This is a genomic window from Moraxella nasicaprae, from assembly GCF_025643275.1.
GTDB classification, from domain to species: domain Bacteria; phylum Pseudomonadota; class Gammaproteobacteria; order Pseudomonadales; family Moraxellaceae; genus Moraxella; species Moraxella nasicaprae.
Window position 1 is genome coordinate 1,603,750 of the sequence record NZ_CP089977.1, and the last position, 22,240, is coordinate 1,625,989.

Sequence of the window (22,240 nt, forward strand, 5' to 3'; positions counted from 1 at the left end):
GGATACAATCCAAACCGTCAAATCGGATTCATAAAAAAACCGCCCCAGCGATGGAGCGGTTTTTTGTGGTTTTAAATTAACCTAGTAGGCTTAATACCTGATTTAGTGTGGCACTTGGACGCATTGCTTGACTTGCTTTATCGAAGTCTGGTGCATAGTAACCACCGATGTCAGTTGCTACGCCTTGTGCTTGGTTTAGTTCTTCAACGATGGTGGTCTCGTTGTCGCTCAGAGCTTGTGCCACAGGGGCAAACTTGGCAGCAATCTGGCTGTCTTTGGTTTGCTTGGCAAGTTCTTGAGCCCAGTACAATGCCAAATAGAAATGACTACCACGGTTGTCCAGTTCGCCTACTTTGCGGCGTGGCGATTTGTCTGCCAGTAGTAGTTGCTCGGTGGCAATGTCTAATGTCTCTGCCAGCACTTGTGCTTTGGTGTTGCCTGTGGTTTGGGCAAGGTGTTCAAATGATACTGCCAATGCCAAAAACTCGCCCAAGCTGTCCCAACGCAAGTGGTTTTCTTCGTTGAATTGCTGTACATGTTTAGGTGCAGAACCGCCAGCACCAGTCTCAAACATACCGCCACCATTCATCAATGGTACGATGGATAGCATTTTGGCAGAAGTGCCAAGCTCCAAGATTGGGAATAGGTCGGTCAGATAATCACGCAACACATTGCCTGTAACAGAGATGGTGTTTTCACCAGCTTTTAGGCGTTGTAGCGAGAATTTGGTTGCTTCCACTGGCGATAGTACACGCAAATCCAAACCGCTGATGTCCATCTCGCCCAAGTATTGCTTGACTTTGGCAATCAAACTGGCGTCATGTGGGCGTTTCTCATCTAGCCAGAACACGGCTGGGGTGTTGCTTAGTCTGGCACGATTGACCGCCAATTTGACCCAGTCTTTGATTGGAGCGTCTTTGGTTTGGCACATACGCCAGATGTCGCCAGCTTCGACAGCGTGGCTAGTGATGAGCTGACCTGCTTGGTTGAACACTTCAACTTTACCATCGGCTTTGATTTCAAAAGTCTTGTCGTGCGAACCGTACTCTTCTGCTTTTTGAGCCATCAAGCCGACATTAGGTACGCTACCCATGGTGGTTGGGTCAAATGCACCATGTTCACGACAAAAATCAATCACTGCCTGATAAATGCCAGCGTAGCTACTGTCAGGAATGACCGCTTTGGTGTCTTGGGCATTGCCATTTTTGTCCCACATGCGACCAGAGTTACGAATCATGGCTGGCATAGAAGCATCGACAATCACATCGCTTGGTACATGTAGGTTGGTGATGCCTTTATCGCTATCAACCATCGCCATATCAGGACCGTTGGCATAAGCGTCATTGATGGCTTGCTCAACGCCAGCACGAGTGTCGGCATCAAGTTTGTCAAGATTAGATAGTAGGTTGCCAAAACCGTTATTCACATCAATACCAGCAGCGGCAAGTTTGTCGCCATATTGTTCAAACACAGGAGCAAAGAACGCCTTGACCGCATGACCAAAGATGATAGGGTCAGAGACTTTCATCATCGTGGCTTTCATGTGTAGTGAGAACAACACGCCTTTGTCTTTGGCATCTTGGATTTGTTCTTTTAGGAAAGCAACCAGAGCTTTTTTACTCATGACGGTGGTGTCGATGATTTCGCCTGCTTTTAGGGCAACTGGACTGCGAAGTTCTGACTTGTTGCCTGCTTTGTCTGTAAAGATGATAGAAACAGTGTCTGCATCAGCGGTGGTGTATGACTGCTCATTGTGGAAAAAGTCGCCGTGCGTCATTGTGGCAACATGAGATTTGCTGTCGGCTGTCCATGTACCCATGCTGTGTGGATATTTTTTGGCGAAGTTTTTCACGGCATTAGGGGCACGGCGGTCAGAGTTGCCTTCACGCAATACAGGATTGACCGCTGAACCTTTGATTTTGTCATAGCGACTTTGAATGCTGCGTTCTTCGTCTGTTTGTGGGTTGGTTGGGTAGTCAGGCAGGGCATAGCCTTTGGCTTGCAATTCTTTGATGGCTGCCAAAAGTTGTGGCACAGAAGCACTGATGTTAGGTAGTTTGATGATGTTGGCTTCTGGCTTGGTAACCAGTTGGGCAAGCTGGGCAAGAGCATCAGGAATGCGTTGTTCTTCGTTTAGGTATTCAGGGAATTGAGACAGGATACGACCCGCCAAAGAAATATCGCTGGTAACAAACTCGATGTCAGCAGTCTGACCAAATGCACGAATGATTGGCAACAAAGAATAGGTTGCTAATGCTGGTGCTTCGTCTGTATGGGTATAGACAATGGTAGATTTGCTCATAAAAACTCCTTATTGGTTTGTTTATAACTGTTTATAAATCATGATAAACTTGTGTATTATGCCACATTTTCCGTGTTTTGCCTACTCAATCAAAGGAATTGTCGGATAATTTATCATAAAAAATCATCAAATCATCATAAGAGATAATATTTACTATCCAATCCTTGATTTGTCTTGATGGGTGGTCGTCATCTGATGGGTGTTGAGCGATTGGTTGATTGCCAATTTTCATTGATTTGACCACACCAATCAATGCACTACGCCAAAAATCAAAACTCAAATCATTTATGGCAATGCCTATGGCTTTATCATAAATAGATAAAATACCCAATGAAAAATCAACCATGTCCATCAAAAATCCAAAGAAAATCTGTGTTATAATGCCACAAAAATCAACCCATGATGATAAACACGATGAAAGTATTAGGTTTGGAAACTTCCTGTGATGAGACAGGGCTTGCGATTTATGACAGCACGATGAATGACGGCAAGGGTGGCGTACTTGCCCAAGTGTTGTATAGCCAGATTGAGCTGCATGCCACTTATGGTGGTGTCGTGCCAGAGCTTGCCAGTAGAGATCATATCCGAAAACTTGTCCCACTATTAGATGAGCTGTTTGCCAAAGCACAGATTGATAAATCTGCCATTGATGCTGTTGCTTATACCAAAGGTCCAGGCTTGATTGGGGCATTGATGACGGGAGCGTTATTTGGTCGCACACTTGCCTATGCGTGGGGCGTACCAGCCATTGGTGTACATCACATGGAAGGACATCTGCTGGCTCCGATGATGACAGGCGATGAGGTGGCTTTTCCTTTTGTTTGTTTGCTGGTTTCTGGTGGGCATACGATGCTGGTGCGTGCTGATGGTGTCGGTCGGTACACGGTGCTGGGCGAGTCGATTGATGATGCAGCAGGCGAGTGTTTTGACAAAACTGCCAAGATGCTAGGCTTGCCTTATCCAGGAGGGCCTAATGTCGCCAAACTGGCAATGACGGGCAATCCTAAGGCTTATCAATTACCTCGACCAATGCTGGGCAAGGGATTGGATTTTTCGTTCAGCGGCATGAAGACGGCGGTGCATAATCTCATCAAAGACACGCCAAATGCAGACAATGATGAGAAAGTGCGAGCGGATATTGCAGCAAGTTTTGAGTACGCAATGGTGGATACTTTGGTCAAAAAATGCACCAAAGCCCTCACGCAAACCAACCTAAAACGCCTTGTCATTGCAGGAGGTGTGTCTGCCAATTTGCGTCTAAGAAGCACTCTTGAAACCGCCCTTGCCAAGATGGGGGCGAGTGTCTATTATGCTCCGCCAGAATTATGCACGGATAATGGTGCGATGATTGCTTATGCAGGTTTTTGCCGACTTCATGCAGGGCAGGGCGATGATTTGTCGGTGGCGTGTGTGCCTAGATGGGATATGCAGACATTACCTGTGGCAGAATTTGACTGATTTTTTAAAATCTTGACAGCCTAAAACCTAGTTATTGCAATGCCTGATGTGATATATTGAATTATTTTCAACTCTTTTGAAAAATATATCAATTTTACTCAAACACAATTTATGGTTTAATAAGTCATCTTTTCAAGGCAAGCAAACAAGGTGTTACCATGACCGCAGCATTTCAATGTCAAGTTCATACCCTAGATTTTGATGAAAATTATGAGCCAGCCAAAAGCACTCGTTTGACGACCAACTTTGCTAATTTGGCTCGTGGCGAAAACCGTAAGCAAAATTTGCAAAACACCATCAAAATGATTAACAATCGTTTTAATGATTTGGCGAATTGGGACAATCCAAATGCTGACCGCTATTCGGTCAAATTGGAAATCGTCTCTATTGATATTGATGTGGCGGGCGAGGGCGAATACTTCTCTGGTCTTGAATGGTTAAAAACATATATTATTGATAACAAAACGGGCAAGAAAATTGACGGTATTATCGGTAATAGTTTTTCATCATTTGTCCGTGATTATGATTTTAGTGTTTTGCTACTAGATTATAATAAAGATAAGCCAGAATTTACTGTGCCAAAAGGCTATGGCGATTTGCATGGTAAACTGTATAAATACTTGCTTGATTCACCAGAATATAAAGCTAGGGGTGAAAAACCACCTGTGCTTTGCCTAAGTGTGGCGACCACTCGTACCTATCATCGCACCACAAATATTCACCCAATTTTAGGCGTAGAATATGTACAAAATGACTATTCTTTGACCGATGAATATTTTGCTAAAATGGGCTTAAAAGTGCGTTATTTTATGCCACAAGGTTCGGTTGCTCCATATGCGTTTTATTATGATGAAACCGCAGATTTGCTTAATGATTATACCGCTTTGGAATTGATTGGTACTATTGCTACGATGGAAGCGTTCCAAAAAATTTATCGCCCAGAGATTTATAACGCCAATTCGGTGGCAGGTCAAACTTATAAAGGCAGTTTGACTTATGATGATTATTCACTGACCAAAGTCGATTATGACCGTGTGGAGCGTACAGAGCTTGCCATTAAACAGGGTAAATACACCGAAGAGCATTTTATCAAACCATATAAAGAAATTTTGGAAAATTGGCTTAACAATCAATAACCAGATATTCTTGTAAAATCACAAAATCAGCCGATGATGACGGTCGGCTGATTTAGATTTTTAGTTGTATGTTGATTTTTTATACTAGGACAAAACAATGAGCAAAATTTTACTTCCTACTTCTACTGCTGGTAGTTTACCCAAACCCTCTTGGCTTGCTGAACCTGAAAAATTATGGTCGCCTTGGAAATTTGAGGGCGAAGAGTTGTTGCAAGCAAAACAAGATGCCTTATTGGTATCGCTGGCTGAACAAGTTGCCGCAGGTATTGATATTGTCAGTGATGGCGAACAAACTCGTCAGCATTTTGTCACGACATTTATTGAACATTTAAATGGTGTGGATTTTAACAAAAGAGAAACCGTTCGCATTCGTAACCGTTATGATGCCTCCGTGCCAAGCGTAGTGGGCGATGTCTCTCGTCCCAAGTCTGTTTTTGTGGAAGATGCTAAGTTTTTACGAGCTCACACCGACAAGCTCATCAAATGGGCGTTGCCTGGTCCGATGACCATGATTGATACGTTGTATGATGGTCATTATAAAAGTCGTGAAAAACTGGCGTGGGAATTTGCTAAAATTTTGAATGAAGAAGCCAAAGAATTGGAAGCGGTAGGCGTGGATATTATCCAGTTTGATGAGCCAGCGTTTAATGTGTTTTTTGATGAGTTGAATGATTGGGGCATTGCTGCCTTAGAGCGAGCAGTAGAAGGCTTAAAATGCCAAACCGCAGTACATATCTGCTATGGCTATGGCATTAAGGCAAATACTGATTGGAAACAAACACTTGGCTCTGAATGGAGACAATATGAAGAGAGTTTCCCATTACTGCAAAAATCTAACATTGACATTATTTCATTAGAGTCCCAAAACTCCAAAGTACCGATGGATTTAATTGAGCTACTTCGTGGCAAAAAGGTAATGCTTGGGGCGATTGATGTGGCGACCAATCAAATTGAGACACCTGATGAAGTTGCAGATACCTTGCGTAAAGCTTTACAATTTGTTGAAGCAGAGAATCTATATCCTTGCACCAACTGTGGTATGGCACCATTGTCTCGCACGGTAGCTCGTGGTAAACTAAACGCCCTAAGTCAAGGGGCTGCGATTATTCGTGGTGAGCTTGGCGGTCAATAAGAGATTTATTCCCATGATGCCAATCTATGGTGTGATGGGAATGCCGTTTGACGACTTCATAGGAAGCACAAGCGGTTTTGATATGGTTATTAAAAAGATAAGAAAATAAAAATGGTATCTGTTACAGAGTTTAAAGATGCAATGGCACAGCTTGCCACAGCGGTGCATGTCGTGACCAGTGATGGCGAAAATGGACGATACGGTTTTACTGCCTCTGCGGTGTGTAGTGTTACTGATTCTCCGCCTACACTCCTTGTGTGCATGAATACAAACATTCGCTTTTATGATGAGTTTGTCAAAAATGGTGTGCTGATGGTGAATACCTTGACTGCCCAGCAGTCCGAACTATCTAACGCCTTTGCTTCACCACTCGCCAGTGAAGAACGCTTTGCCAAAGCAGAGTGGACAACTTTGGTGACAGGTTCGCCAATGTTAAAAAATGCTTTAATCAATTTTGATTGTAAAATTAGCGAAATTAAACAAGTGGGTACACATGGTATTTTAATTTGTGAGATTGTTGGTATTCATCAAGGCGATGATGATAAAGCACTTATCTACCATAATCGTGGCTATCATCAAGTCTGATGGCATAAAAAAAACCTGAATTTAGTTCAGGTTTTTTATGCTATTAGCCATCACCAGATTGTGTCATTGAGCAAATTTGCCATAAAACAAAATAAAGCTAGCCACTTAATGAAAACAGATGATGAGATTTTGATGAACAAAAAAATACGCAGCAAGGTGCGTCTTTGTCAAATACGATGATAAATCTTAATGACGAGTGGCTGGCAGGCTGTCTTTGCCCTCGATGCGAACCACTTGACCTTGATTATCAAAATAAATGCTTAGGTATTGAGCTGCATTTTTGATGTTGGCTTTTTTCTGGCGTTTGCCATCTGTGCCAGCGGTGTAGTCGTATAGATAATCCCAGCGATTTGGCGACAATGTATCACGCATGGCAGGACTGCCAAGTAGATACAATACTTGATTGGTGTTCATGCCAATTTGGACTTGATTGGCTTGTTGCACGCTCAGAGGCGTTCCTTGTGGCAAATCAATGGTGTAGACACGAAATAGATTACAGCCGCTTAGCAGTAGAATGCTTGCCAAAGCAGTGCTGGCAAATTTAAGCACGGTAGATGTTTGCATTGTTATTCCTAGGATACTATCGTTTGGTTCATCTTACCGATAAACTGCATAATATGCAAGCATTTTTGATGCTCAGGGTGTGTTTACGACCGATAAATAACCAAAATAAATCATATTGATTTCTTCAATGGTAGTTATTGATGAACTTTATCGTAATGATTTGCAACTATGGGTAGATTTTGGGCGGTAAGATTGTTAAAATGGCGTAATAAATAGAAAAACTGAAATATAGGGGTCGTTATGGCTTTTACTAATAAAGATTTACGCAAAGTTGGCTTAAAAGTTACTTTACCACGCATTAAGATTCTTGAACTATTAGAAAATTCTGAAAATCATCACATGAGTGCCGAAGATGTCTATCGTGCCTTGGCAGAGCAGGGCGAAGATGTTGGCTTGGCGACGGTGTATCGTGTTTTGACGCAGTTTGAGCAAGCAGGTATTGTAGAACGCCATAATTTTGAAAATAATCTTTCGATTTTTGAAATCGTTCAAGATGAGCATCACGACCATTTGGTGTGTGATGTTTGCGGTAAGATTGTCGAGTTTCACAATACCTTGATTGAAGATGAGCAGCGTCGTGTTGCTGAGCAAAATAACTTCAAACTATCTGGTCATTCTTTGGTGTTGTATGGCGTGTGCGACAGTCCAGAGTGCCAAAAAACAGACGAAAAATAAACCAATCCACAAAAAACCCAACTCTTCATCGAGTTGGGTTTTTTATTTTGCTAATACACCAAAAAATCATCTAGTGTAACTGCTCCAACACATCTTTGGCAACCGCTTGGCTGATTTTGCCTTGTGCCAGCAGATGTTTTAGACCATGCTCAAAGCTGCTCATGCCAAATGCCGCTCCCGTGCCAATCATTGATGGGATTTGGTGGGTTTTATGTTCACGAATAAGATTTTTGATGGCTGGCGTGGCAATCATAATCTCATGGATTGCCGTACGCTCTCCTTGTGTGTTTGGCAGTAGTTTTTGGGCGATGACCGCCTGTAAGCACTCAGATAGCATTGTGGCAATCAATGGCTTTTCTTGACTGTCAAATACATCGACCAAGCGGTCAATACTTTTGGCGGCAGAATTGGTGTGTAGCGTTGCCAGCACCAAATGCCCTGTTTCAGCGGCGGTCAGAGCAAGGCGAACGGTCTGAGCATCTCGCAATTCTCCCACCAAAATCACATCAGGGTCTTCTCGTAAAGCGGCTTTGAGTGCTAATTGAAAATCAAGCGTGTCTTTATACACTTCTCGCTGATTGACAAGTGAGCGTTTGGATTGATGAATGAACTCAATAGGGTCTTCAATCGTCAAAATGTGCGATGCTTGATGACGGTTGATGTGGTCAATCATCGCCGCCAGTGTGGTGGATTTGCCCGACCCTGTCGCTCCTGTTACTAAGATAAGCCCTTGTTTTTTCTGACATAATTGAGCAAAAATGGGCGGGGCGTTGAGGGATTCTAGCGTGGGTGGCTGATTGGCAATGCAGCGAAACACCGCTCCAGCCCCCAATCTGTGATGAAAGGCATTAACACGAAATCGTGCCACGCTATCTAGCTCAATAGCAAAGTCTAACTCCATGCGATGACACCATTGGTCATATTGTGCTTGACTCATGATGGATTGTAGCCATGCTCGCACGGTTGCATCGTCAGGCGGTGGTAAGGCAATGGGTGTCATCACGCCATGCAGTCGCATCATCATTGGCTGATGGGCAGATAGGTGCAAATCGGACGCACCTTGTAGGAGGGTTTGGCGAAGCAAATCGGTCAGGCTGGTTGCTGGATTCATCAAATGCGTCCCTGAAAATGGTTTTTATTTGGCGGATTGTGCTAAACTATATCTTGAAAACAGGTTTTTTGTAAAGTGATTTTTTTGGGGGAATGTGATGAATTTTGATGAGCAGATTTTACAGCAAAATTACCAAACTGTCGTCAATCAACTGACAACATACAATGAGCAGTACAACAAAAATACCGCCTTGCTTGCCGTCTCAAAAACCAAGCCTGCCACGATGATTGCCCATCTTGTCGGGTTGGGTCAGCAACATTTTGGCGAAAATTATCTGCAAGAAGCCTTAGAAAAAATGGCGACACTGCAAGAATTACCAATCACTTGGCATTATATTGGTAGCATTCAACGCAATAAAACCAAAGACATCGCCAAGCATTTTGACTGGGTGCATACGCTAGAACGAGAAATCATCGCCACTCGTCTTAATGAACAGCGAGCTGGTCTGCCGCCTTTGAATGTCTTGATTCAGGTGAATATCGATGATGAAGCAAGCAAGTCTGGCTGTCAGCCTGATGAGCTGCCCAAGCTGGTGTCGTATATTTTAACCTGCCCAAATTTGGCGTTACGGGGGCTGATGGTGATTCCCAGCAAAGCTGGTGGTGATGCTTTTGCCAGAACGCAGGCGTTGTTTGAGCAAATCAAACAAAGTCATAATCCACCGCATTGGGATAGTCTAAGCATGGGCATGAGTGGCGATATGCCGCTTGCGGTTGAGCATGGCTCAACGATGGTGCGAGTAGGGACGGCGATTTTTGGTGAGCGACATTATGCTTAATAAGGATTGATTTTCACCTAAGATGGTTGGTCAATGACTTGGAGGGGTAGATTATGATTATCAATATTGACAGACCACAAAAATCCATTCACCCTGTGCTAAATTTGGGGTTTCGTATCTTTTTCTTGGGTTCGGCAATATTTGCCATCATCACGATGCTGCTGTGGCATCTGGTGCTAAATGGTGTGCTAACCTTTCATGGAGCCAACCTAAATCCAGTTTATTGGCATGCTCATGAGATGATTTTTGGCTATGCGTTGGCGGTTATTGCAGGGTTTTTATTGACGGCGGTCAAGGCTTGGACTGGCGTACCGATGCCATCAAACTGGCGATTATTGGCAATTTTTATGCTGTGGGCATTGGCTAGAATCTGTTGGGCATTGTCGCCAGCATTGCCCAGTATGCAGATAGGGGCGATGACTGCTGATGTGCTATTTTGGCTGGCGGTCAGTGCGGTGGTGGTGCGTGCTGTACTCTTGGTTCGACAGACCAGACAGATGGGTATTGTTGCTAAGCTGTTATTACTGCTGGTTTGTCATTGCTTATTTGATGCAGGGGTTTGGCTTGGGCAAAGTCAATGGCAAAGTACAGCATTGTATTTGGCGTTATTCTTGGTCATTGGCGTGGTCTTTACCATTGGGCGAAGAGTGTTGCCATTTTTTATTGAAAAAGGCATTTTTGTCAATCAAGATGGTACGCCAAGCGGTATCGTGGTTAAATTACCCAATTCACTATGGCTAGACCGAGGTTCTTTGCTGGCTTTTTTGGGATTATCGTTGTCAGTTTTGCTACATCTTGATGCGTGGATTGTGAGTATTTTGGCAAGCTTGACTGCCATCATTCATGCCAAGCGATTGATGGGCTGGTATCATCGAGCCATTTGGCAAAAACCGCTACTTTGGTCGCTTTATGTGTCATTTTGGGTGATGGTGTTGTCGTTATTATTGATGGCGATATTGCCATGGCTTGGGCTAAATAGCAGCTTGGGATTGCACGCTTTGGCATTAAGCGGTATTGGCATGACAACCATTGCGATGATGGCTAGGGTGTCGCTTGGACATACAGGGCGTAATATCCATCAACCGCCCAAGCTGTTTGTTTGGCTGTTTGTCTTGATGATATTTTGTCTATTGTTGCGTGTTTTTGTGCCGATGTGGGCAGATGATTATGTGCGTGTGCTTGCCTATTCGCAGGCGTGCTGGGTGATGAGTTTTGCGTTGTTTTTGTGGGCATACACCAAAATGCTCATCAGCCCCAGAATTGATGGTATCATGGGATAGTGCGTCAAGATGATTTTATAGTCAATTCTATTCAAAACCAGACAAAGGTTTTTCGTTCGTGGTGAGCTTGTCGAACCATAACGGAAACCTGCCCCTTCGACAAGCTCAGGGCGAACGGTTTTGCTGTATAGTTTTGATACGAATTAAGTATAAAAATCAATTAACCGCTTGATGATGACAAAATAGGCGTGCAGGATACACACATGACCATAAAAAAGCCGTCAAAATCAGACAGCTTTTTTATTTAATCAACGCTTAGCCTTTAATCGACCAACCATTGACCAATGGATAACGGCGTTCACGACCAAAAGATTTTTTGGTGATTTTTGTGCCAATCGCCCCTTGACGGCGTTTGTATTCTGCCTTATCCACCATGCCTAGCACTTTTTCGACCACCGAAGGTTCAAACCCTACCGCCACAATGGCTTTATAGCCCAAATCTTCTTCGATGTACAAGCGTAAAATATTATCCAGTAGCTCATAATCAGGCAAGCTGTCTTGGTCTTTTTGGTCGGGACGAAGTTCTGCACTTGGTGGACGAGTGATGACTCGCTCTGGAATCACAGGCGTATCTTCTAGGCGATTGCGATAGTTTGCCAAACGGTACACATCAGTTTTGTACACATCTTTAAGAACATCAAAACCGCCAACCATATCGCCATACAGGGTGGCATAGCCAACCGCATTTTCTGATTTATTACCTGTTGAGATGACCATGTGTCCAAACTTGTTGGATAGTGCCATCAAAATCGTGCCTCTGGCTCTGGCTTGTAAATTTTCTTCGGTGACATCAGGCTGGCTATTGGCAAATAACGGAGCCAGTGATGAGCGAAGTCCTGCTACTGCATCATGAATTGGGCAGACAGTGTAAGAGACATTGAGGCGAGCTGCCTGAGCTTCGGCATCTTCTAGACTGATGCTTGAAGTGTATTCATAAGGCATCATCACGGCATAAACACGGTCAGAGCCTAAGGCATCAACGGCAATGCACAAAGACAAGGCACTATCAATACCACCTGATAAGCCTAAAATCACTCCTTTAAAGCCAGAACGATTGACATAATCACGCAACCCAACCACCAACGCTTGATACATTTCTGATTCCTCAGAAAGCATCAATGGTGCTTTGGCTTGACTGCTAAATTGCTTGCTTGGCACATCGTATTGAGCCATCATCAGCTGATTGAGAAATCTTGGGGCTTCATGGGCGATTTGTCCATCAGCCTGAACGATGAGAGAGCCGCCATCAAACACCACATCATCTTGAGCACCCACAGTATTGACATAGACGATGGGCAGCTGATGGGTGCTGGCCTGTTTTTCAAGCAGGGCTTTACGCTGAGCCTGTTTGCCAATTTCAAATGGTGACGCATTGATGACCACCACCAAGTCTGCCCCTTGTTCTTTTAGGGCTTTGATGGGGTGTTCATGCCAGATGTCTTCACAAATAAGCAGACCGATGGTCGCCCCTTTGTAGTCAAACAATACTTGATTGCGACCTTGTTTAAAATAGCGAACTTCATCAAAGATACCATAGTTGGGTAGGCACTGCTTGTGATAAAAGCCTTTTTGAACACCGCCTTGCAAAATGGCGGCTGAGTTAAAAGTACCATGCTGGTCAATGTGCGGATAACCTAAGATGGTAACAATGCCATCAATTTCGGCAAGTTTTGCCATGGCATCTTTGACTCGTTCGCCAAGTGTTGGACGCAATAACAAATCTTCTGGCGGATAACCGACCAAAGATAATTCTGGAAAAACGACAATATCCGCCCCACGATTTTTGGCATCAATGGCTAAGGCGTGCATTTTTTTGACATTGCCTGCAATATCCCCAACCCAAAAGTTGGTCTGAATTAGGGCAAAAGTGATTTTGCCCAAGTGTGTGTCCACGCTGTTTAGTGTGGTTGTGTCGCCTGTTGGCGTTGCTTTGGTTTTTGGCATTGTTGTAATCCTATTATTATACCGATTTAGGTATTATGAGAACATCATGTTCCATACAAAATGATGACACCCAAGTCATTTGTTGGGTGCTGGCAATAAAAATACTATTGACCTTCGATAGTATAGCATAAGCAGGGCGAATTTGTGGTATAGTAATGCCATGTTTCTTAAAAAGGTTGTAAAAAATCCATGTTTGCATTCATCATCAATGTGCTTATCATCTTGGTTGTGATGAAAGTGTTTTTTAAGTTTATGTACCCTAAGCCACCTAAGGCGTTTTTTCCCCAAGAGGGCGACGACACAACACTTCGCACCTGCCATCATTGCGGACATCAACTTGCCACTTATCGAGGCATTTTGGAAAGCGATGCTCAGACTGAGCGGTTTTTTTGTAATGACGAACATCGCTTGGCATATCATGAGCAGCACTCGCCTGACTAAACAAAAAAGACATCTTAATGATTAAGATGTCTTTTTTTTGGATTTAGAGCATGGTGCGAGCATCTCGATTGATTTTTTCAATCAGTGCATGGATTTGGCGTCTTTCTTCGGTCGCTGCCGACATTTGGGCTTGTAATGTTCGCACTTGGTCGTATAATTCTAGGCTGACCAGCACCAAAAACTCTTCATTGCTGGGGTTTTTGTTTTTGATTTCACGGCGTAAATCACGGATTTTTTGGTTAATATAATCTGCACCAGCTTCTAGGTTGGCAACTTCATTGACAGGACAAACCACTCGATGTGGCGTGCCAGCGATGCTGATGTCCACAGGACGATATTCATCGCTAGAACGGCTTGAAGCTGTCGTGGTTTGGGTAGGCTTGTTATTTGAGTGGTTGCGATTGTTTAGGGCATCTTCTAAGTTCATGATATATCCTTGATTAGCAATAAAGAATTATTTTTGATGGTCGATTTGTGACAACCAATCACGAATGATTTCAGCACGAGAAATCGCCAAAGCGTTCTTGTCTTTTAATTCTTGATTTTGTTTCAATAGATTTTGGTTGGCTTCGTATAATTCTTCAACTTGCTTTTGTAGGGCGTTGCGAGACTCTTCAAGCGATTTGTTTTGGATTTGTTGGTTGTGTAGGTCTTGATTGGCTTGATTAAGTTTACTTTGTAGGCCATCAACCAGCTGTGGCGTGGTGTCGTTGGCGATTTTTTGTTTAAGATTGGCAAGCTCTGTTGCGGTAACGGCATATTGTTTTTTCATTGCCAAAATGGTCTGTTCTAGGGCTTGAAGTTGGGCTAACATATACTTTTCCTAATAGATAAGCATTGGTGCGGCATTTGTCTGATGTCATCATGATGAATTTGTCAGCATTGACCGCAAAAGACTATTTAGTACGCTAATCTTATCACGGCTCATCATCTTGTCAAATATTTTTACAAAGTTTTTTGTATCTGTGGTGAATTTATCGCCAAAAAATGCGTGAATGCCCAAATGATTGATGATGTTTTTATCAAAACAAATCCAACTTTTTGTGGTAAAATAGCACGATTTACAATCATGTATCTAACAAGAATGGGTGAGATGTGAGTAGTGATTATTTATCTGGCTGGGACGATTGGCAGTCAGCATTTAGCGATTGGTCAGATGTGTCTATCAGTGAGTTGCACGGTATCATGACGGGTGTGATGACTTTGTGCAACGCCACCGATGTGGACGGCTGGCGAAGTTTGCTTGAAGAACTGAGCTTTGAAGTGCCTAATGATGATGCCCTAGAACTGCTTAGCGAGTATGCCGAAGATGTCAGCTTTGCCCTAAAAGATAAAGATGACGCTTATGGCTACGAACCGCTTGTGCCAGATGATGAGCATGAACTGTATGAACGAGTGCTGGCATTAAAAGACTGGGCTGGTGGATTCATCACAGGCATTGGTGTGTCTGGCATCAGCCTTAGTGCTGACGAGAACGAGCTGATTCGTACCTTGATGGAGATTGCCGCCATTCGATTGGACGATGAAGAGAATCTAGAAGGCGGCGAGGAGCTTTGGCTGGAATTGTTTGAATTTGCTCGCATGGTACCTGTGCATTTGGCGGTCAGAAAACGCAGCAATGTCAAGGAATTACCCATCATCAAAGGTCTATCGCCTGATGCTAAGACCGCCAAAGAATTGGCACAAGAAAAAACTGTGCCAGTCATTGATGCGATGGCAAAAAAACAATAATCACACGCCATGCAAGTCATTTTTTTACAGCCAGATGCTCTGCCTAGCCTGCCAAATCTTGCCTTGACCATTGGTAATTATGATGGTGTGCATCTTGGACATCAGGCGATGCTAGCTAGATTGGTTGATGGTGCTAAAACCCTAAATCTATCATCGGCTGTGATGGTTTTTGAGCCACAGCCACGAGAGTTTTTTTATCCAGATGATGCTCCTGCCAGATTGAGCAGTCTGTCCGAAAAAAGCAAATTGATTGCTAAATTAGGCGTGGATTATTTGTTGGTGGCAAGTTTTGATGAAGTATTTCGCTCATTATCAGCTGACGCATTTGTCCAGATTTTAAAGCAGTTAAATGTCCGCCAGTTGGTTTTGGGCGATGATTTTCGTTTTGGGCAAGGCAGGGTAGGCAATCATCAGTCATTAAGTGAGGCGGGTTTTGCGGTCGAAAATCTGTCCAGCGTCCTTGTCGATGGTTATAGGGTCAGCTCAACTTTGGTGCGTGAAGCATTAGCAAAGGGCGATTTGATGGCTGCCAAGACACTGCTGGGTAGGGATTATGCCATCACAGGACAGGTGGTGCATGGCGATAAAATTGGGCGAACGCTTGATTTTCCAACCGCCAACATCGCCCTAAATCGTCACAAGCCACCATTACACGGTGTGTTTGGGGCGGATATTTTGGCGTTTGATGAACAAGGTACAGCACTTTCTTGGGAAACATTGACAACCAAGCATGGGCAAGGTGTGTCAGGCGTGACGGCTGGCAGTCTGTTTGGGGCGGTCAATATTGGCACTCGTCCTTCGGTCTTGGGAGTTGATTGGCGATTGGAGGTGCACCTGCCACAGTTTGCTGGCGATTTGTACGGAGTGCATTTACAAGTGATTTTCTTGCATTATTTGCATGGCGAACGCCGATATGATGGTCTTAATGCCCTAAAATTGGGCATTCATCAAGATGTACAGCAGCTATTGGATTGGCGAGCCGCCCAATCGACTTGATTGATGAATAAAAAAATCCCATGATATTGGGATTTTTTATTGGCGGATTGCGTGATGAAGTGGTCGTGTTATTGATTTATCTTATCATCAATGATTGTTTAATCATCATGCCAGATGAATGGCGTCATTGCTATGGGACACAGTCATCATTGCATACATTAAACTGACTGGCATTGTTCATGCAGGCGAGCATTAAGCTCATCGACCGTCAGCGACCAAGCGGTGTCTGTGCCACATTCTTCGGTCAAAAAAGCTCGCTGTGCGGTCGTCCAAAATGCTGCCTCTTGTAAAATGGTGCTTGGTGCTAGTTGGTGTTTGGCAATGAATGCCTCAATGGATACTTCGTCATTATCCAGACCCAGCTGAGCAAAGAGTGCTGCCATGCTATAATCTAAATCGTACATCTGTTTTTCCTAAGTCATGCTTATGCCAAGCATATCAAAGTTTGCCCAAATCAGCAATAGTTAGACGATACACTTTGAGGCAAAAAAGTGGCAAGCACCATGCCAAACGCAATCACAAATCGTCAAAATCATGCTTTTGGCGGTTGGTATAAGCCAATCATCGCCTGAGCGATGACCAAGCATACCATCACCAAAAGGTAATGCCACACCCATAAAAATATCCCCAACCATCAGGGCTGGGGATATGTCTGACAAAGTCTGCTTATAGCAAGTGTGCAATCGCATCACGCTCTTCGGTCAGCTCTTTTAGAGTGATGTCGATACGCTCTTGGCTGAATGCATCGATTTCTAGACCCTGAACGATTTTGTATTCGCCATTTTCGGTGGTGACAGGGAAACCAAACACCACACCCTCTGGAATGCCATAAGAACCATCTGATGGTACGCCCATGGTTACCCATTCGCCATTTGAGCCCAATGCCCAATCACGCATGTGGTCGATGGCGGCATTGGCAGCAGAGGCGGCTGATGACAGACCACGAGCCTCAATGATGGCAGCCCCTCGCTTGCCAACGGTTGGTAGGAATACATTGGCATTCCACTCTTGGTCGTTAATCATCTCTTTGACTGATTCGCCATTGATGGTGGCAAAACGATAGTCAGCGTACATGGTTGGGCTGTGGTTGCCCCAAACGGTCAAGTTTTTGATGTCTTTGACGGCTTTGCTAGTTTTCTTAGCCACTTGGGTCAAGGCACGGTTGTGGTCAAGACGAAGCATGGCGGTGAAGTTTTTGGCTGGCAAATCAGGAGCAGACTTCATGGCGATATAAGCGTTGGTGTTGGCTGGGTTGCCTACAACCAAAACTTTCACATCACGGCTTGCCACATCATTTAGGGCTTTGCCTTGAACGGTGAAGATTTTGGCATTTTCTTGAAGTAGGTCAGCACGCTCCATGCCTGGTCCACGAGGACGAGCACCCACCAGTAGGGCGTAGTCAGCGTCTTTGAAAGCGACATTTGGGTCATCTGTGCCAATGACATCAACCAGCAGAGGGAATGCACAGTCATCTAGTTCCATGATGACGCCTTGCAGGGCTTTTTGGGCTGCTTCAACTGGGATTTCCAATAATTGCAAAATGACAGGCTGGTCCTTGCCAAGCATCTCGCCTGATGCGATACGAAATAGTAGGCTGTATCCGATTTGACCTGCGGCACCAGTGACCGCAACACGAACAGGTTGTTTCATCGTCAATCCTTATGTTTTGATAAATAAAAAATGATAAAAAATCTGTTGGATTTTATTTTGGCAAATCTTGTCAAAATCAAAATCGATTCTAGTTTAGCACTTTATATTCACAAAAACAAATGGTTAATGGGCAAAACGCCAAAAAATAAAAATCCAGCGGGTGTGATGCTGGATTTTTTGTGAGATTTAGTAGGGTCTAACAACACCCATACGCTGACTGATGGGGAGGTAATTACCCAGTAATGCCCCATAGATGGTGGCGTTTTCCATCACATGTTTGACATAGGCACGAGTCTCGCCATAGGGAATGGCTTCGACATACTGATCGGCACTGATGTTACCATAAGCAGGTAGCCATTTTTTGGCGGCATTAGGACCGGCATTATAGCCTGCGGTTGCAACGGCAATCTGCCCACCTGCACGATTGGCAAGGTCGTTTAGGAACCAAGTACCATAGCGAATGTTGGTGTCGGCATCGCCCATATTGCCTGTGCTTTCGCCCATACCACGAGCGATTTGGGTAGCAGTACCTGGAATGATTTGCATCAAGCCACTGGCGGCAGCACCCGAGCGAGCGGCTGGCTGAAAGCGACTTTCTTGACGCATGATGCCATACGCCCAGGCAGGGTCAATGCCAACATTGCGACTGTGTCTGATGACGCTGTCGCTGTATGGCATCGGGTGGGATAATGCTCCGTTTCGTAGGTTTGGCGTGTTTTCGATGGCATGAATACTGCGATGATAGTAGCCTTTGTCATGAGCCATCTTGGCGGCGTGTAGCACCAGTTGGGTGTTGCCTGTTTCTTTTGCCATACGCACCGCCCAGTTCCATTCACGATTGATGTGTTCTAGGCTGGCATTATTTTGCATGAGCAAAAATGCACGAGCAAAGTATGGATTTGCCATCACTTGTTGTTCTTGCTGGCTGCTCAGAGCGGGCAGGGTGTTGCCACCAATATCGTTTAAGGTTAGCTTTTGACCCAAGCGGTCTTTGGCAAGCAGACCATAATAGTCAATCTCTTTGGCAAGTGATGTATAAATGGTGCGAGCCTGTCCAGCCTTGCCAGTTTGCTCATAGGCACGAGCCAGCCAGTATTGCCAGATGTTTTCTTGTTGGGTAACAGCACTCATGGTTCCGATGGCGTTAATGACATCTTGCCATTGCCCAAAATGAATGGCGGCTTGGGCATAATCTTCGGATTCTTCGAAGTTAAAGGGTTCGCCTAAGCTGTTTTGGAACCAACTGATTGCATCACGACTAAATCCCTCATCGGTATTGACATTCATTCGCTTGACGGCAATGCTTCGCCATGCATAGCGACGAGCCATGTCAGAAATCAGATGATTTGGGCGGCGATTATCGATGGCGATGTCATGAGTTAGTTGATTGGCAGCCTCCCAATGTGAGCGATGAGCCAGCAAGCTGATGGCATAGACATACAGATATTGGTTGGTTGGGCTAAATGCTTCTGTCTGAAAGCGACTTAAAAACCCCTGAGGATTGTTGCGTACTTCTTGAAGTGTACCATAATTGATGTTTAAGCCCAGCTGATTGGACAAGCTGACAATATCGGCGGTTTTGTCGGTTGCAGGATTTTTGCTGGATAATTGGCGTTTGTCAATTCGCATCATGCGAATGAGCTGCTCGTGCTTATCGGTCTGATTGATGCGTGGGTTGTAGCTCATTTCGCTGGCAAGTTTATCACACAAAGACTGTTTAATCTGCGTATTTAGCCACACATTTGGTTTTTGGTATAAGGCTCTCATGGAATCGGCAGCACTTTGGTTATAGCCCAAAGCGATGGCACAAGCCTCTGAGGCATCGGCATTTTCGATGGAGTTGGCAACAGCTCGGACGCTGGCGTAGTCGCCCTCACGAGCCTTAGTCTCGGCATAGTCAGCAGCCAGTTTTTCGCTCATCACATTGCGTGGATATTGACGCACAAATTCATTGACCGCATCAGGACTTTGGCCAGATAGGTTGTAGTTCATTCGCCAGTAGGTAGGATACATACCAAAGAGTGTGCCTTGCATACTTTGTTCGTATTGACGCATGGTGTTGGGATTGTTTTTTTGGCGTTCGGCTTCCAAAAATTGGTACACGCTGCCATCATTGGCATTGGCAAGCGGCAGGGCGGTTAGGCTGGCAAGAGAGAGTGCCAAAAGGCGATGGGCTGGTTTTAACATCATCAATATACCTTATTTATCAAGAATTCTTGTCATTAGCGGGCGATAGCTTAACAAATTTACTTTACTTGGGTGTATAAAAGTTGTAACTGCTGAATTTTTTAATAATACAATTAAATTGATATTATCAAAATGCGATCAATGTGGTATTATATATCAATCATAATCAGGTTAATATGGATAGGAGAATGATTTGATGAATAAATGGCAATCATACATCTTGGCGATGGCATTGTTGGGTTTTGGTGTCGGTCAATCGCAGGCAGCGATATATTTGGGTCAAGATGCCTCTGGGCATGATTGGACTTTTTTGGAAAAACGCATCGTCAATAAAGGGCTTGGCTACAAGGAGAGTTGGGCATTTATTGAGAGAGGCAATGACAAGCGAAAGGTGCTGTATTCTTTTAATTGCAATCGTGCCAGCGTTGCTCAGCTTGCGGTTGATGACTATAAAGTGGCACGAGGGCGTGCTGACCGCCTGATTCATTCGTGGCGACCTGTCAGACCCAGTTATTATCAGATTGGTCAAGGCACTTTTGAGGCACAGATGTATTATATCGCCTGTTAAGCATCATCAAAACAAACACAAAATCTTGGCTGGGTTTTGTGTTTTTTGATGAGAATTGGTAGGTTGGCTGTGTGAAAATCTCCCATTTGCCAAATTTTATGCTAAAATAGTGCGTTTTAATTTGATTTCTTTGGAATTTGGAAAACCCCGTCATGAAAGTCGCTACGTTTAACCCAAAAGACCATCAAGCCATCAACAAGCCTGTGATGAATGCTGATGACTTGTCTGCCACAAAAACCGTAAAAAAAGTCTATATCGTTACCCAAGGCTGTCAGATGAATGAATATGATTCTGAAAAAATGGGCGATGTGTTGGGGCAATCGCACGGTATGGTCGTTACCAAAGACATCAATGAGGCTGATGTATTGCTGATGAATACTTGTTCCATTCGTGAAAAAGCCCAAGAAAAGGTGTTTAGTGAGCTTGGTCGTTGGCGTAAACTTAAAGAAAAAAACCCAGATTTGATTATTGGCGTAGGAGGTTGTGTTGCCTCCCAAGAGGGCGATAATATCCAAAAACGAGCCCCTTATGTGGACATGGTGTTTGGGCCTCAAACCCTGCACCGCTTGCCTGAGCTGTACGAAAATTCCCAAAAAGCCAAATCGGTCTTTGATGATAAAACCAAAACCAAAAATCGTATTGGCGTGGTTGATGTCTCCTTTCCTAGCATCGAAAAATTTGACTTCTTACCAGAACCAAAGGTAGAGGGCTATAAAGCGTTTGTTTCCATCATGGAAGGCTGTTCCAAATACTGCTCGTTTTGTGTCGTGCCTTATACCCGTGGCGAAGAGCTGTCTCGCCCCTTAGATGATGTGCTTGCTGAGATTGCTTCTTTGGCGGAGCAGGGCGTGCGTGAGATTAACCTTTTGGGACAAAATGTCAATGGCTATCGTGGCGAAAAAGATGATGGTAGTATTTGTCGTTTTAGCGAGCTTTTGCATTATGTTTCACACATTGATGGCATTGAACGCATTCGCTACACCACCAGTCACCCCCTAGAATTTACCGATGACATCATTGAGGCATATAAGACGCTACCAAAATTGGTGTCGCATTTGCACTTGCCTGTACAGTCTGGCTCAAACGCCATCTTGGCGGCAATGAAACGCAATCACACCATTGATGTTTATATCAATCAAATCAATAAGTTAAAGGCGATTCGTCCTGATTTGCATTTATCAAGCGATTTTATCATTGGCTTTCCAGGTGAGAGCGATGCAGACTTTGCTGATACGCTCAATCTTGCCAAAGAACTAGACTTTGACCATTCATACAGTTTTATCTACTCAAAACGCCCTGGTACGCCTGCTTCTGACTTGCCTGATGATGTAAGTTTGGACACCAAAAAAGCCCGTTTGGCAGAATTTCAAGAAGTCATCAAAAAATCCACCTTTGCCAAAACGGAGGCGATGGTCGGTCAGACGGTTAGGGTGCTGGTCGAAGAAAAAGCCGATCGCTATGAGGGGCATTTGCACGGTTCTGCGGACAATACTCGCTCGGTGGTTTTTGCAGGAGGCGAGGAGCTGTTGGGTAAATTTGTTCTGGTCAAGATTACTGCCGCCAAAAGCATGCATTTGGTGCTAGGTGAGCTGGTGTCGGTGCTTGATTGATTATTTTTATTCAAAAAAACTTTTAGTAAAACCGATGGTCAAACTGTCGGTTTTGCTATTTTTGGGATTTGGTGGTAGTATAACAATCATCA

The 22,240-nt window shown here is 44.2% G+C and carries 23 protein-coding genes; 12 read left to right on the forward strand and 11 right to left on the reverse strand.

The window, feature by feature from the left end; genetic code table 11:
• Nucleotides 1-76: 76 nt before the first annotated feature.
• On the reverse strand, nucleotides 77-2,302 hold the full coding sequence (locus tag LU297_RS07515) for an NADP-dependent isocitrate dehydrogenase (RefSeq protein ID WP_263075914.1): 2,226 nt from the start codon (nucleotides 2,300-2,302) through the stop codon (nucleotides 77-79).
• Nucleotides 2,303-2,387: 85 nt separating this feature from the next.
• Entirely contained in the window at nucleotides 2,388-2,654 is a 267-nt protein-coding gene (locus LU297_RS07520; protein ID WP_263075915.1) for a hypothetical protein, read from the reverse strand.
• A 62-nt stretch (nucleotides 2,655-2,716) separates the two neighbouring features.
• Here LU297_RS07520 and tsaD point away from each other — a divergent pair, with 62 nt between their 5' ends.
• The 4 genes from tsaD (at nucleotide 2,717) to LU297_RS07540 (ending at nucleotide 6,613) form a co-directional block, all read left to right on the forward strand.
• Complete coding sequence (gene tsaD, locus LU297_RS07525; RefSeq protein WP_263075916.1) at nucleotides 2,717-3,760, forward strand: tRNA (adenosine(37)-N6)-threonylcarbamoyltransferase complex transferase subunit TsaD; 1,044 nt, start codon at nucleotides 2,717-2,719, stop codon at nucleotides 3,758-3,760.
• A 158-nt stretch (nucleotides 3,761-3,918) separates the two neighbouring features.
• Entirely contained in the window at nucleotides 3,919-4,896 is a 978-nt protein-coding gene (locus LU297_RS07530) for a putative oxygenase MesX (protein ID WP_263075917.1), read from the forward strand.
• A gap of 97 nt (nucleotides 4,897-4,993) precedes the next feature.
• The gene (locus tag LU297_RS07535) at nucleotides 4,994-6,028 is read left to right on the forward strand and encodes a methionine synthase (RefSeq protein WP_263075918.1); all 1,035 of its coding nucleotides are present in this window, start codon (nucleotides 4,994-4,996) and stop codon (nucleotides 6,026-6,028) included.
• A 111-nt stretch (nucleotides 6,029-6,139) separates the two neighbouring features.
• Nucleotides 6,140-6,613: a flavin reductase gene (locus LU297_RS07540; RefSeq protein WP_263075919.1), complete on the forward strand. Its 474-nt coding sequence runs from the start codon at nucleotides 6,140-6,142 to the stop codon at nucleotides 6,611-6,613.
• 186 nt (nucleotides 6,614-6,799) lie between these two features.
• Here the strand turns inward: LU297_RS07540 and LU297_RS07545 are convergent, their stop codons facing one another.
• A complete protein-coding gene (locus LU297_RS07545) occupies nucleotides 6,800-7,177 on the reverse strand; it encodes an outer membrane protein assembly factor BamE (RefSeq protein ID WP_263075920.1) in 378 nt (125 codons plus the stop codon).
• A gap of 240 nt (nucleotides 7,178-7,417) precedes the next feature.
• Between LU297_RS07545 and fur the strand changes: the two genes are divergently transcribed.
• Complete coding sequence (fur, locus tag LU297_RS07550) at nucleotides 7,418-7,852, forward strand: ferric iron uptake transcriptional regulator (protein WP_263075921.1); 435 nt, start codon at nucleotides 7,418-7,420, stop codon at nucleotides 7,850-7,852.
• Nucleotides 7,853-7,922: 70 nt separating this feature from the next.
• Here the strand turns inward: fur and LU297_RS07555 are convergent, their stop codons facing one another.
• On the reverse strand, nucleotides 7,923-8,963 hold the full coding sequence (locus LU297_RS07555) for a type IV pilus twitching motility protein PilT (protein ID WP_263075922.1): 1,041 nt from the start codon (nucleotides 8,961-8,963) through the stop codon (nucleotides 7,923-7,925).
• Nucleotides 8,964-9,060: 97 nt separating this feature from the next.
• Between LU297_RS07555 and LU297_RS07560 the strand changes: the two genes are divergently transcribed.
• Both LU297_RS07560 and LU297_RS07565 read left to right on the forward strand, forming a co-directional pair.
• Nucleotides 9,061-9,741: a YggS family pyridoxal phosphate-dependent enzyme gene (locus tag LU297_RS07560; protein WP_263075923.1), complete on the forward strand. Its 681-nt coding sequence runs from the start codon at nucleotides 9,061-9,063 to the stop codon at nucleotides 9,739-9,741.
• Between the two features lie 53 nt (nucleotides 9,742-9,794).
• On the forward strand, nucleotides 9,795-11,021 hold the full coding sequence (locus LU297_RS07565) for an NnrS family protein (RefSeq protein ID WP_263075925.1): 1,227 nt from the start codon (nucleotides 9,795-9,797) through the stop codon (nucleotides 11,019-11,021).
• A 255-nt stretch (nucleotides 11,022-11,276) separates the two neighbouring features.
• On the opposite strand, the gene LU297_RS07570 is transcribed toward LU297_RS07565, so the two are convergent.
• Complete coding sequence (locus LU297_RS07570; RefSeq protein ID WP_263075926.1) at nucleotides 11,277-12,965, reverse strand: NAD+ synthase; 1,689 nt, start codon at nucleotides 12,963-12,965, stop codon at nucleotides 11,277-11,279.
• Between the two features lie 189 nt (nucleotides 12,966-13,154).
• Here LU297_RS07570 and LU297_RS07575 point away from each other — a divergent pair, with 189 nt between their 5' ends.
• The gene (locus LU297_RS07575; protein ID WP_263075927.1) at nucleotides 13,155-13,406 is read left to right on the forward strand and encodes a hypothetical protein; all 252 of its coding nucleotides are present in this window, start codon (nucleotides 13,155-13,157) and stop codon (nucleotides 13,404-13,406) included.
• A gap of 43 nt (nucleotides 13,407-13,449) precedes the next feature.
• Here the strand turns inward: LU297_RS07575 and LU297_RS07580 are convergent, their stop codons facing one another.
• Nucleotides 13,450-13,833 carry a cell division protein ZapA gene (locus LU297_RS07580; protein ID WP_263075928.1) on the reverse strand — a complete coding sequence of 128 codons (384 nt, stop codon included), beginning with the start codon at nucleotides 13,831-13,833 and terminating at the stop codon, nucleotides 13,450-13,452.
• Between the two features lie 27 nt (nucleotides 13,834-13,860).
• A complete protein-coding gene (locus tag LU297_RS07585; protein ID WP_263075929.1) occupies nucleotides 13,861-14,220 on the reverse strand; it encodes a hypothetical protein in 360 nt (119 codons plus the stop codon).
• Nucleotides 14,221-14,501: 281 nt separating this feature from the next.
• Here LU297_RS07585 and LU297_RS07590 point away from each other — a divergent pair, with 281 nt between their 5' ends.
• Nucleotides 14,502-15,137: a UPF0149 family protein gene (locus tag LU297_RS07590; protein ID WP_263075930.1), complete on the forward strand. Its 636-nt coding sequence runs from the start codon at nucleotides 14,502-14,504 to the stop codon at nucleotides 15,135-15,137.
• Nucleotides 15,138-15,146: 9 nt separating this feature from the next.
• The gene (ribF, locus tag LU297_RS07595; RefSeq protein ID WP_263075931.1) at nucleotides 15,147-16,133 is read left to right on the forward strand and encodes a bifunctional riboflavin kinase/FAD synthetase; all 987 of its coding nucleotides are present in this window, start codon (nucleotides 15,147-15,149) and stop codon (nucleotides 16,131-16,133) included.
• A 158-nt stretch (nucleotides 16,134-16,291) separates the two neighbouring features.
• Here ribF and LU297_RS07600 read toward each other — a convergent pair whose 3' ends face one another.
• The 4 genes from LU297_RS07600 to LU297_RS07615 all read right to left on the reverse strand — a co-directional run bounded on the left by LU297_RS07600 (nucleotide 16,292) and on the right by LU297_RS07615 (nucleotide 19,973).
• Nucleotides 16,292-16,537 carry a DUF2789 domain-containing protein gene (locus LU297_RS07600; RefSeq protein WP_263075932.1) on the reverse strand — a complete coding sequence of 82 codons (246 nt, stop codon included), beginning with the start codon at nucleotides 16,535-16,537 and terminating at the stop codon, nucleotides 16,292-16,294.
• Between the two features lie 60 nt (nucleotides 16,538-16,597).
• Entirely contained in the window at nucleotides 16,598-16,750 is a 153-nt protein-coding gene (locus LU297_RS07605) for a hypothetical protein (protein ID WP_263075933.1), read from the reverse strand.
• Between the two features lie 49 nt (nucleotides 16,751-16,799).
• Nucleotides 16,800-17,783 (reverse strand): malate dehydrogenase, encoded by a 984-nt coding sequence (locus tag LU297_RS07610; RefSeq protein WP_263075934.1) that lies wholly within the window; start codon nucleotides 17,781-17,783, stop codon nucleotides 16,800-16,802.
• Between the two features lie 186 nt (nucleotides 17,784-17,969).
• Nucleotides 17,970-19,973 carry a lytic transglycosylase domain-containing protein gene (locus LU297_RS07615; RefSeq protein ID WP_263075935.1) on the reverse strand — a complete coding sequence of 668 codons (2,004 nt, stop codon included), beginning with the start codon at nucleotides 19,971-19,973 and terminating at the stop codon, nucleotides 17,970-17,972.
• Nucleotides 19,974-20,166: 193 nt separating this feature from the next.
• Here LU297_RS07615 and LU297_RS07620 point away from each other — a divergent pair, with 193 nt between their 5' ends.
• Nucleotides 20,167-20,538 carry a hypothetical protein gene (locus LU297_RS07620; protein WP_263075936.1) on the forward strand — a complete coding sequence of 124 codons (372 nt, stop codon included), beginning with the start codon at nucleotides 20,167-20,169 and terminating at the stop codon, nucleotides 20,536-20,538.
• Nucleotides 20,539-20,690: 152 nt separating this feature from the next.
• Nucleotides 20,691-22,148, forward strand: a complete 1,458-nt coding sequence (gene miaB / locus LU297_RS07625; protein ID WP_432806250.1) for a tRNA (N6-isopentenyl adenosine(37)-C2)-methylthiotransferase MiaB — start codon at nucleotides 20,691-20,693, stop codon at nucleotides 22,146-22,148.
• Nucleotides 22,149-22,240 lie beyond the last annotated feature (92 nt).

What these genes read in the sequence shown, in the direction of transcription:
- LU297_RS07515 (WP_263075914.1), bottom strand. Translation starts at nt 2,302, where the DNA reads ATGAGCAAATCTACCATTGTCTATACCCATACAGACGAAGCACCAGCA.
- LU297_RS07520 (WP_263075915.1), bottom strand. Translation starts at nt 2,654, where the DNA reads ATGGACATGGTTGATTTTTCATTGGGTATTTTATCTATTTATGATAAA.
- tsaD (WP_263075916.1), top strand. Translation starts at nt 2,717, where the DNA reads ATGAAAGTATTAGGTTTGGAAACTTCCTGTGATGAGACAGGGCTTGCG.
- LU297_RS07530 (WP_263075917.1), top strand. Translation starts at nt 3,919, where the DNA reads ATGACCGCAGCATTTCAATGTCAAGTTCATACCCTAGATTTTGATGAA.
- LU297_RS07535 (WP_263075918.1), top strand. Translation starts at nt 4,994, where the DNA reads ATGAGCAAAATTTTACTTCCTACTTCTACTGCTGGTAGTTTACCCAAA.
- LU297_RS07540 (WP_263075919.1), top strand. Translation starts at nt 6,140, where the DNA reads ATGGTATCTGTTACAGAGTTTAAAGATGCAATGGCACAGCTTGCCACA.
- LU297_RS07545 (WP_263075920.1), bottom strand. Translation starts at nt 7,177, where the DNA reads ATGCAAACATCTACCGTGCTTAAATTTGCCAGCACTGCTTTGGCAAGC.
- fur (WP_263075921.1), top strand. Translation starts at nt 7,418, where the DNA reads ATGGCTTTTACTAATAAAGATTTACGCAAAGTTGGCTTAAAAGTTACT.
- LU297_RS07555 (WP_263075922.1), bottom strand. Translation starts at nt 8,963, where the DNA reads ATGAATCCAGCAACCAGCCTGACCGATTTGCTTCGCCAAACCCTCCTA.
- LU297_RS07560 (WP_263075923.1), top strand. Translation starts at nt 9,061, where the DNA reads ATGAATTTTGATGAGCAGATTTTACAGCAAAATTACCAAACTGTCGTC.
- LU297_RS07565 (WP_263075925.1), top strand. Translation starts at nt 9,795, where the DNA reads ATGATTATCAATATTGACAGACCACAAAAATCCATTCACCCTGTGCTA.
- LU297_RS07570 (WP_263075926.1), bottom strand. Translation starts at nt 12,965, where the DNA reads ATGCCAAAAACCAAAGCAACGCCAACAGGCGACACAACCACACTAAAC.
- LU297_RS07575 (WP_263075927.1), top strand. Translation starts at nt 13,155, where the DNA reads ATGTTTGCATTCATCATCAATGTGCTTATCATCTTGGTTGTGATGAAA.
- LU297_RS07580 (WP_263075928.1), bottom strand. Translation starts at nt 13,833, where the DNA reads ATGAACTTAGAAGATGCCCTAAACAATCGCAACCACTCAAATAACAAG.
- LU297_RS07585 (WP_263075929.1), bottom strand. Translation starts at nt 14,220, where the DNA reads ATGTTAGCCCAACTTCAAGCCCTAGAACAGACCATTTTGGCAATGAAA.
- ribF (WP_263075931.1), top strand. Translation starts at nt 15,147, where the DNA reads ATGCAAGTCATTTTTTTACAGCCAGATGCTCTGCCTAGCCTGCCAAAT.
- LU297_RS07600 (WP_263075932.1), bottom strand. Translation starts at nt 16,537, where the DNA reads ATGTACGATTTAGATTATAGCATGGCAGCACTCTTTGCTCAGCTGGGT.
- LU297_RS07605 (WP_263075933.1), bottom strand. Translation starts at nt 16,750, where the DNA reads ATGGGTGTGGCATTACCTTTTGGTGATGGTATGCTTGGTCATCGCTCA.
- LU297_RS07610 (WP_263075934.1), bottom strand. Translation starts at nt 17,783, where the DNA reads ATGAAACAACCTGTTCGTGTTGCGGTCACTGGTGCCGCAGGTCAAATC.
- LU297_RS07615 (WP_263075935.1), bottom strand. Translation starts at nt 19,973, where the DNA reads ATGATGTTAAAACCAGCCCATCGCCTTTTGGCACTCTCTCTTGCCAGC.
- LU297_RS07620 (WP_263075936.1), top strand. Translation starts at nt 20,167, where the DNA reads ATGAATAAATGGCAATCATACATCTTGGCGATGGCATTGTTGGGTTTT.
- miaB (WP_432806250.1), top strand. Translation starts at nt 20,691, where the DNA reads ATGAAAGTCGCTACGTTTAACCCAAAAGACCATCAAGCCATCAACAAG.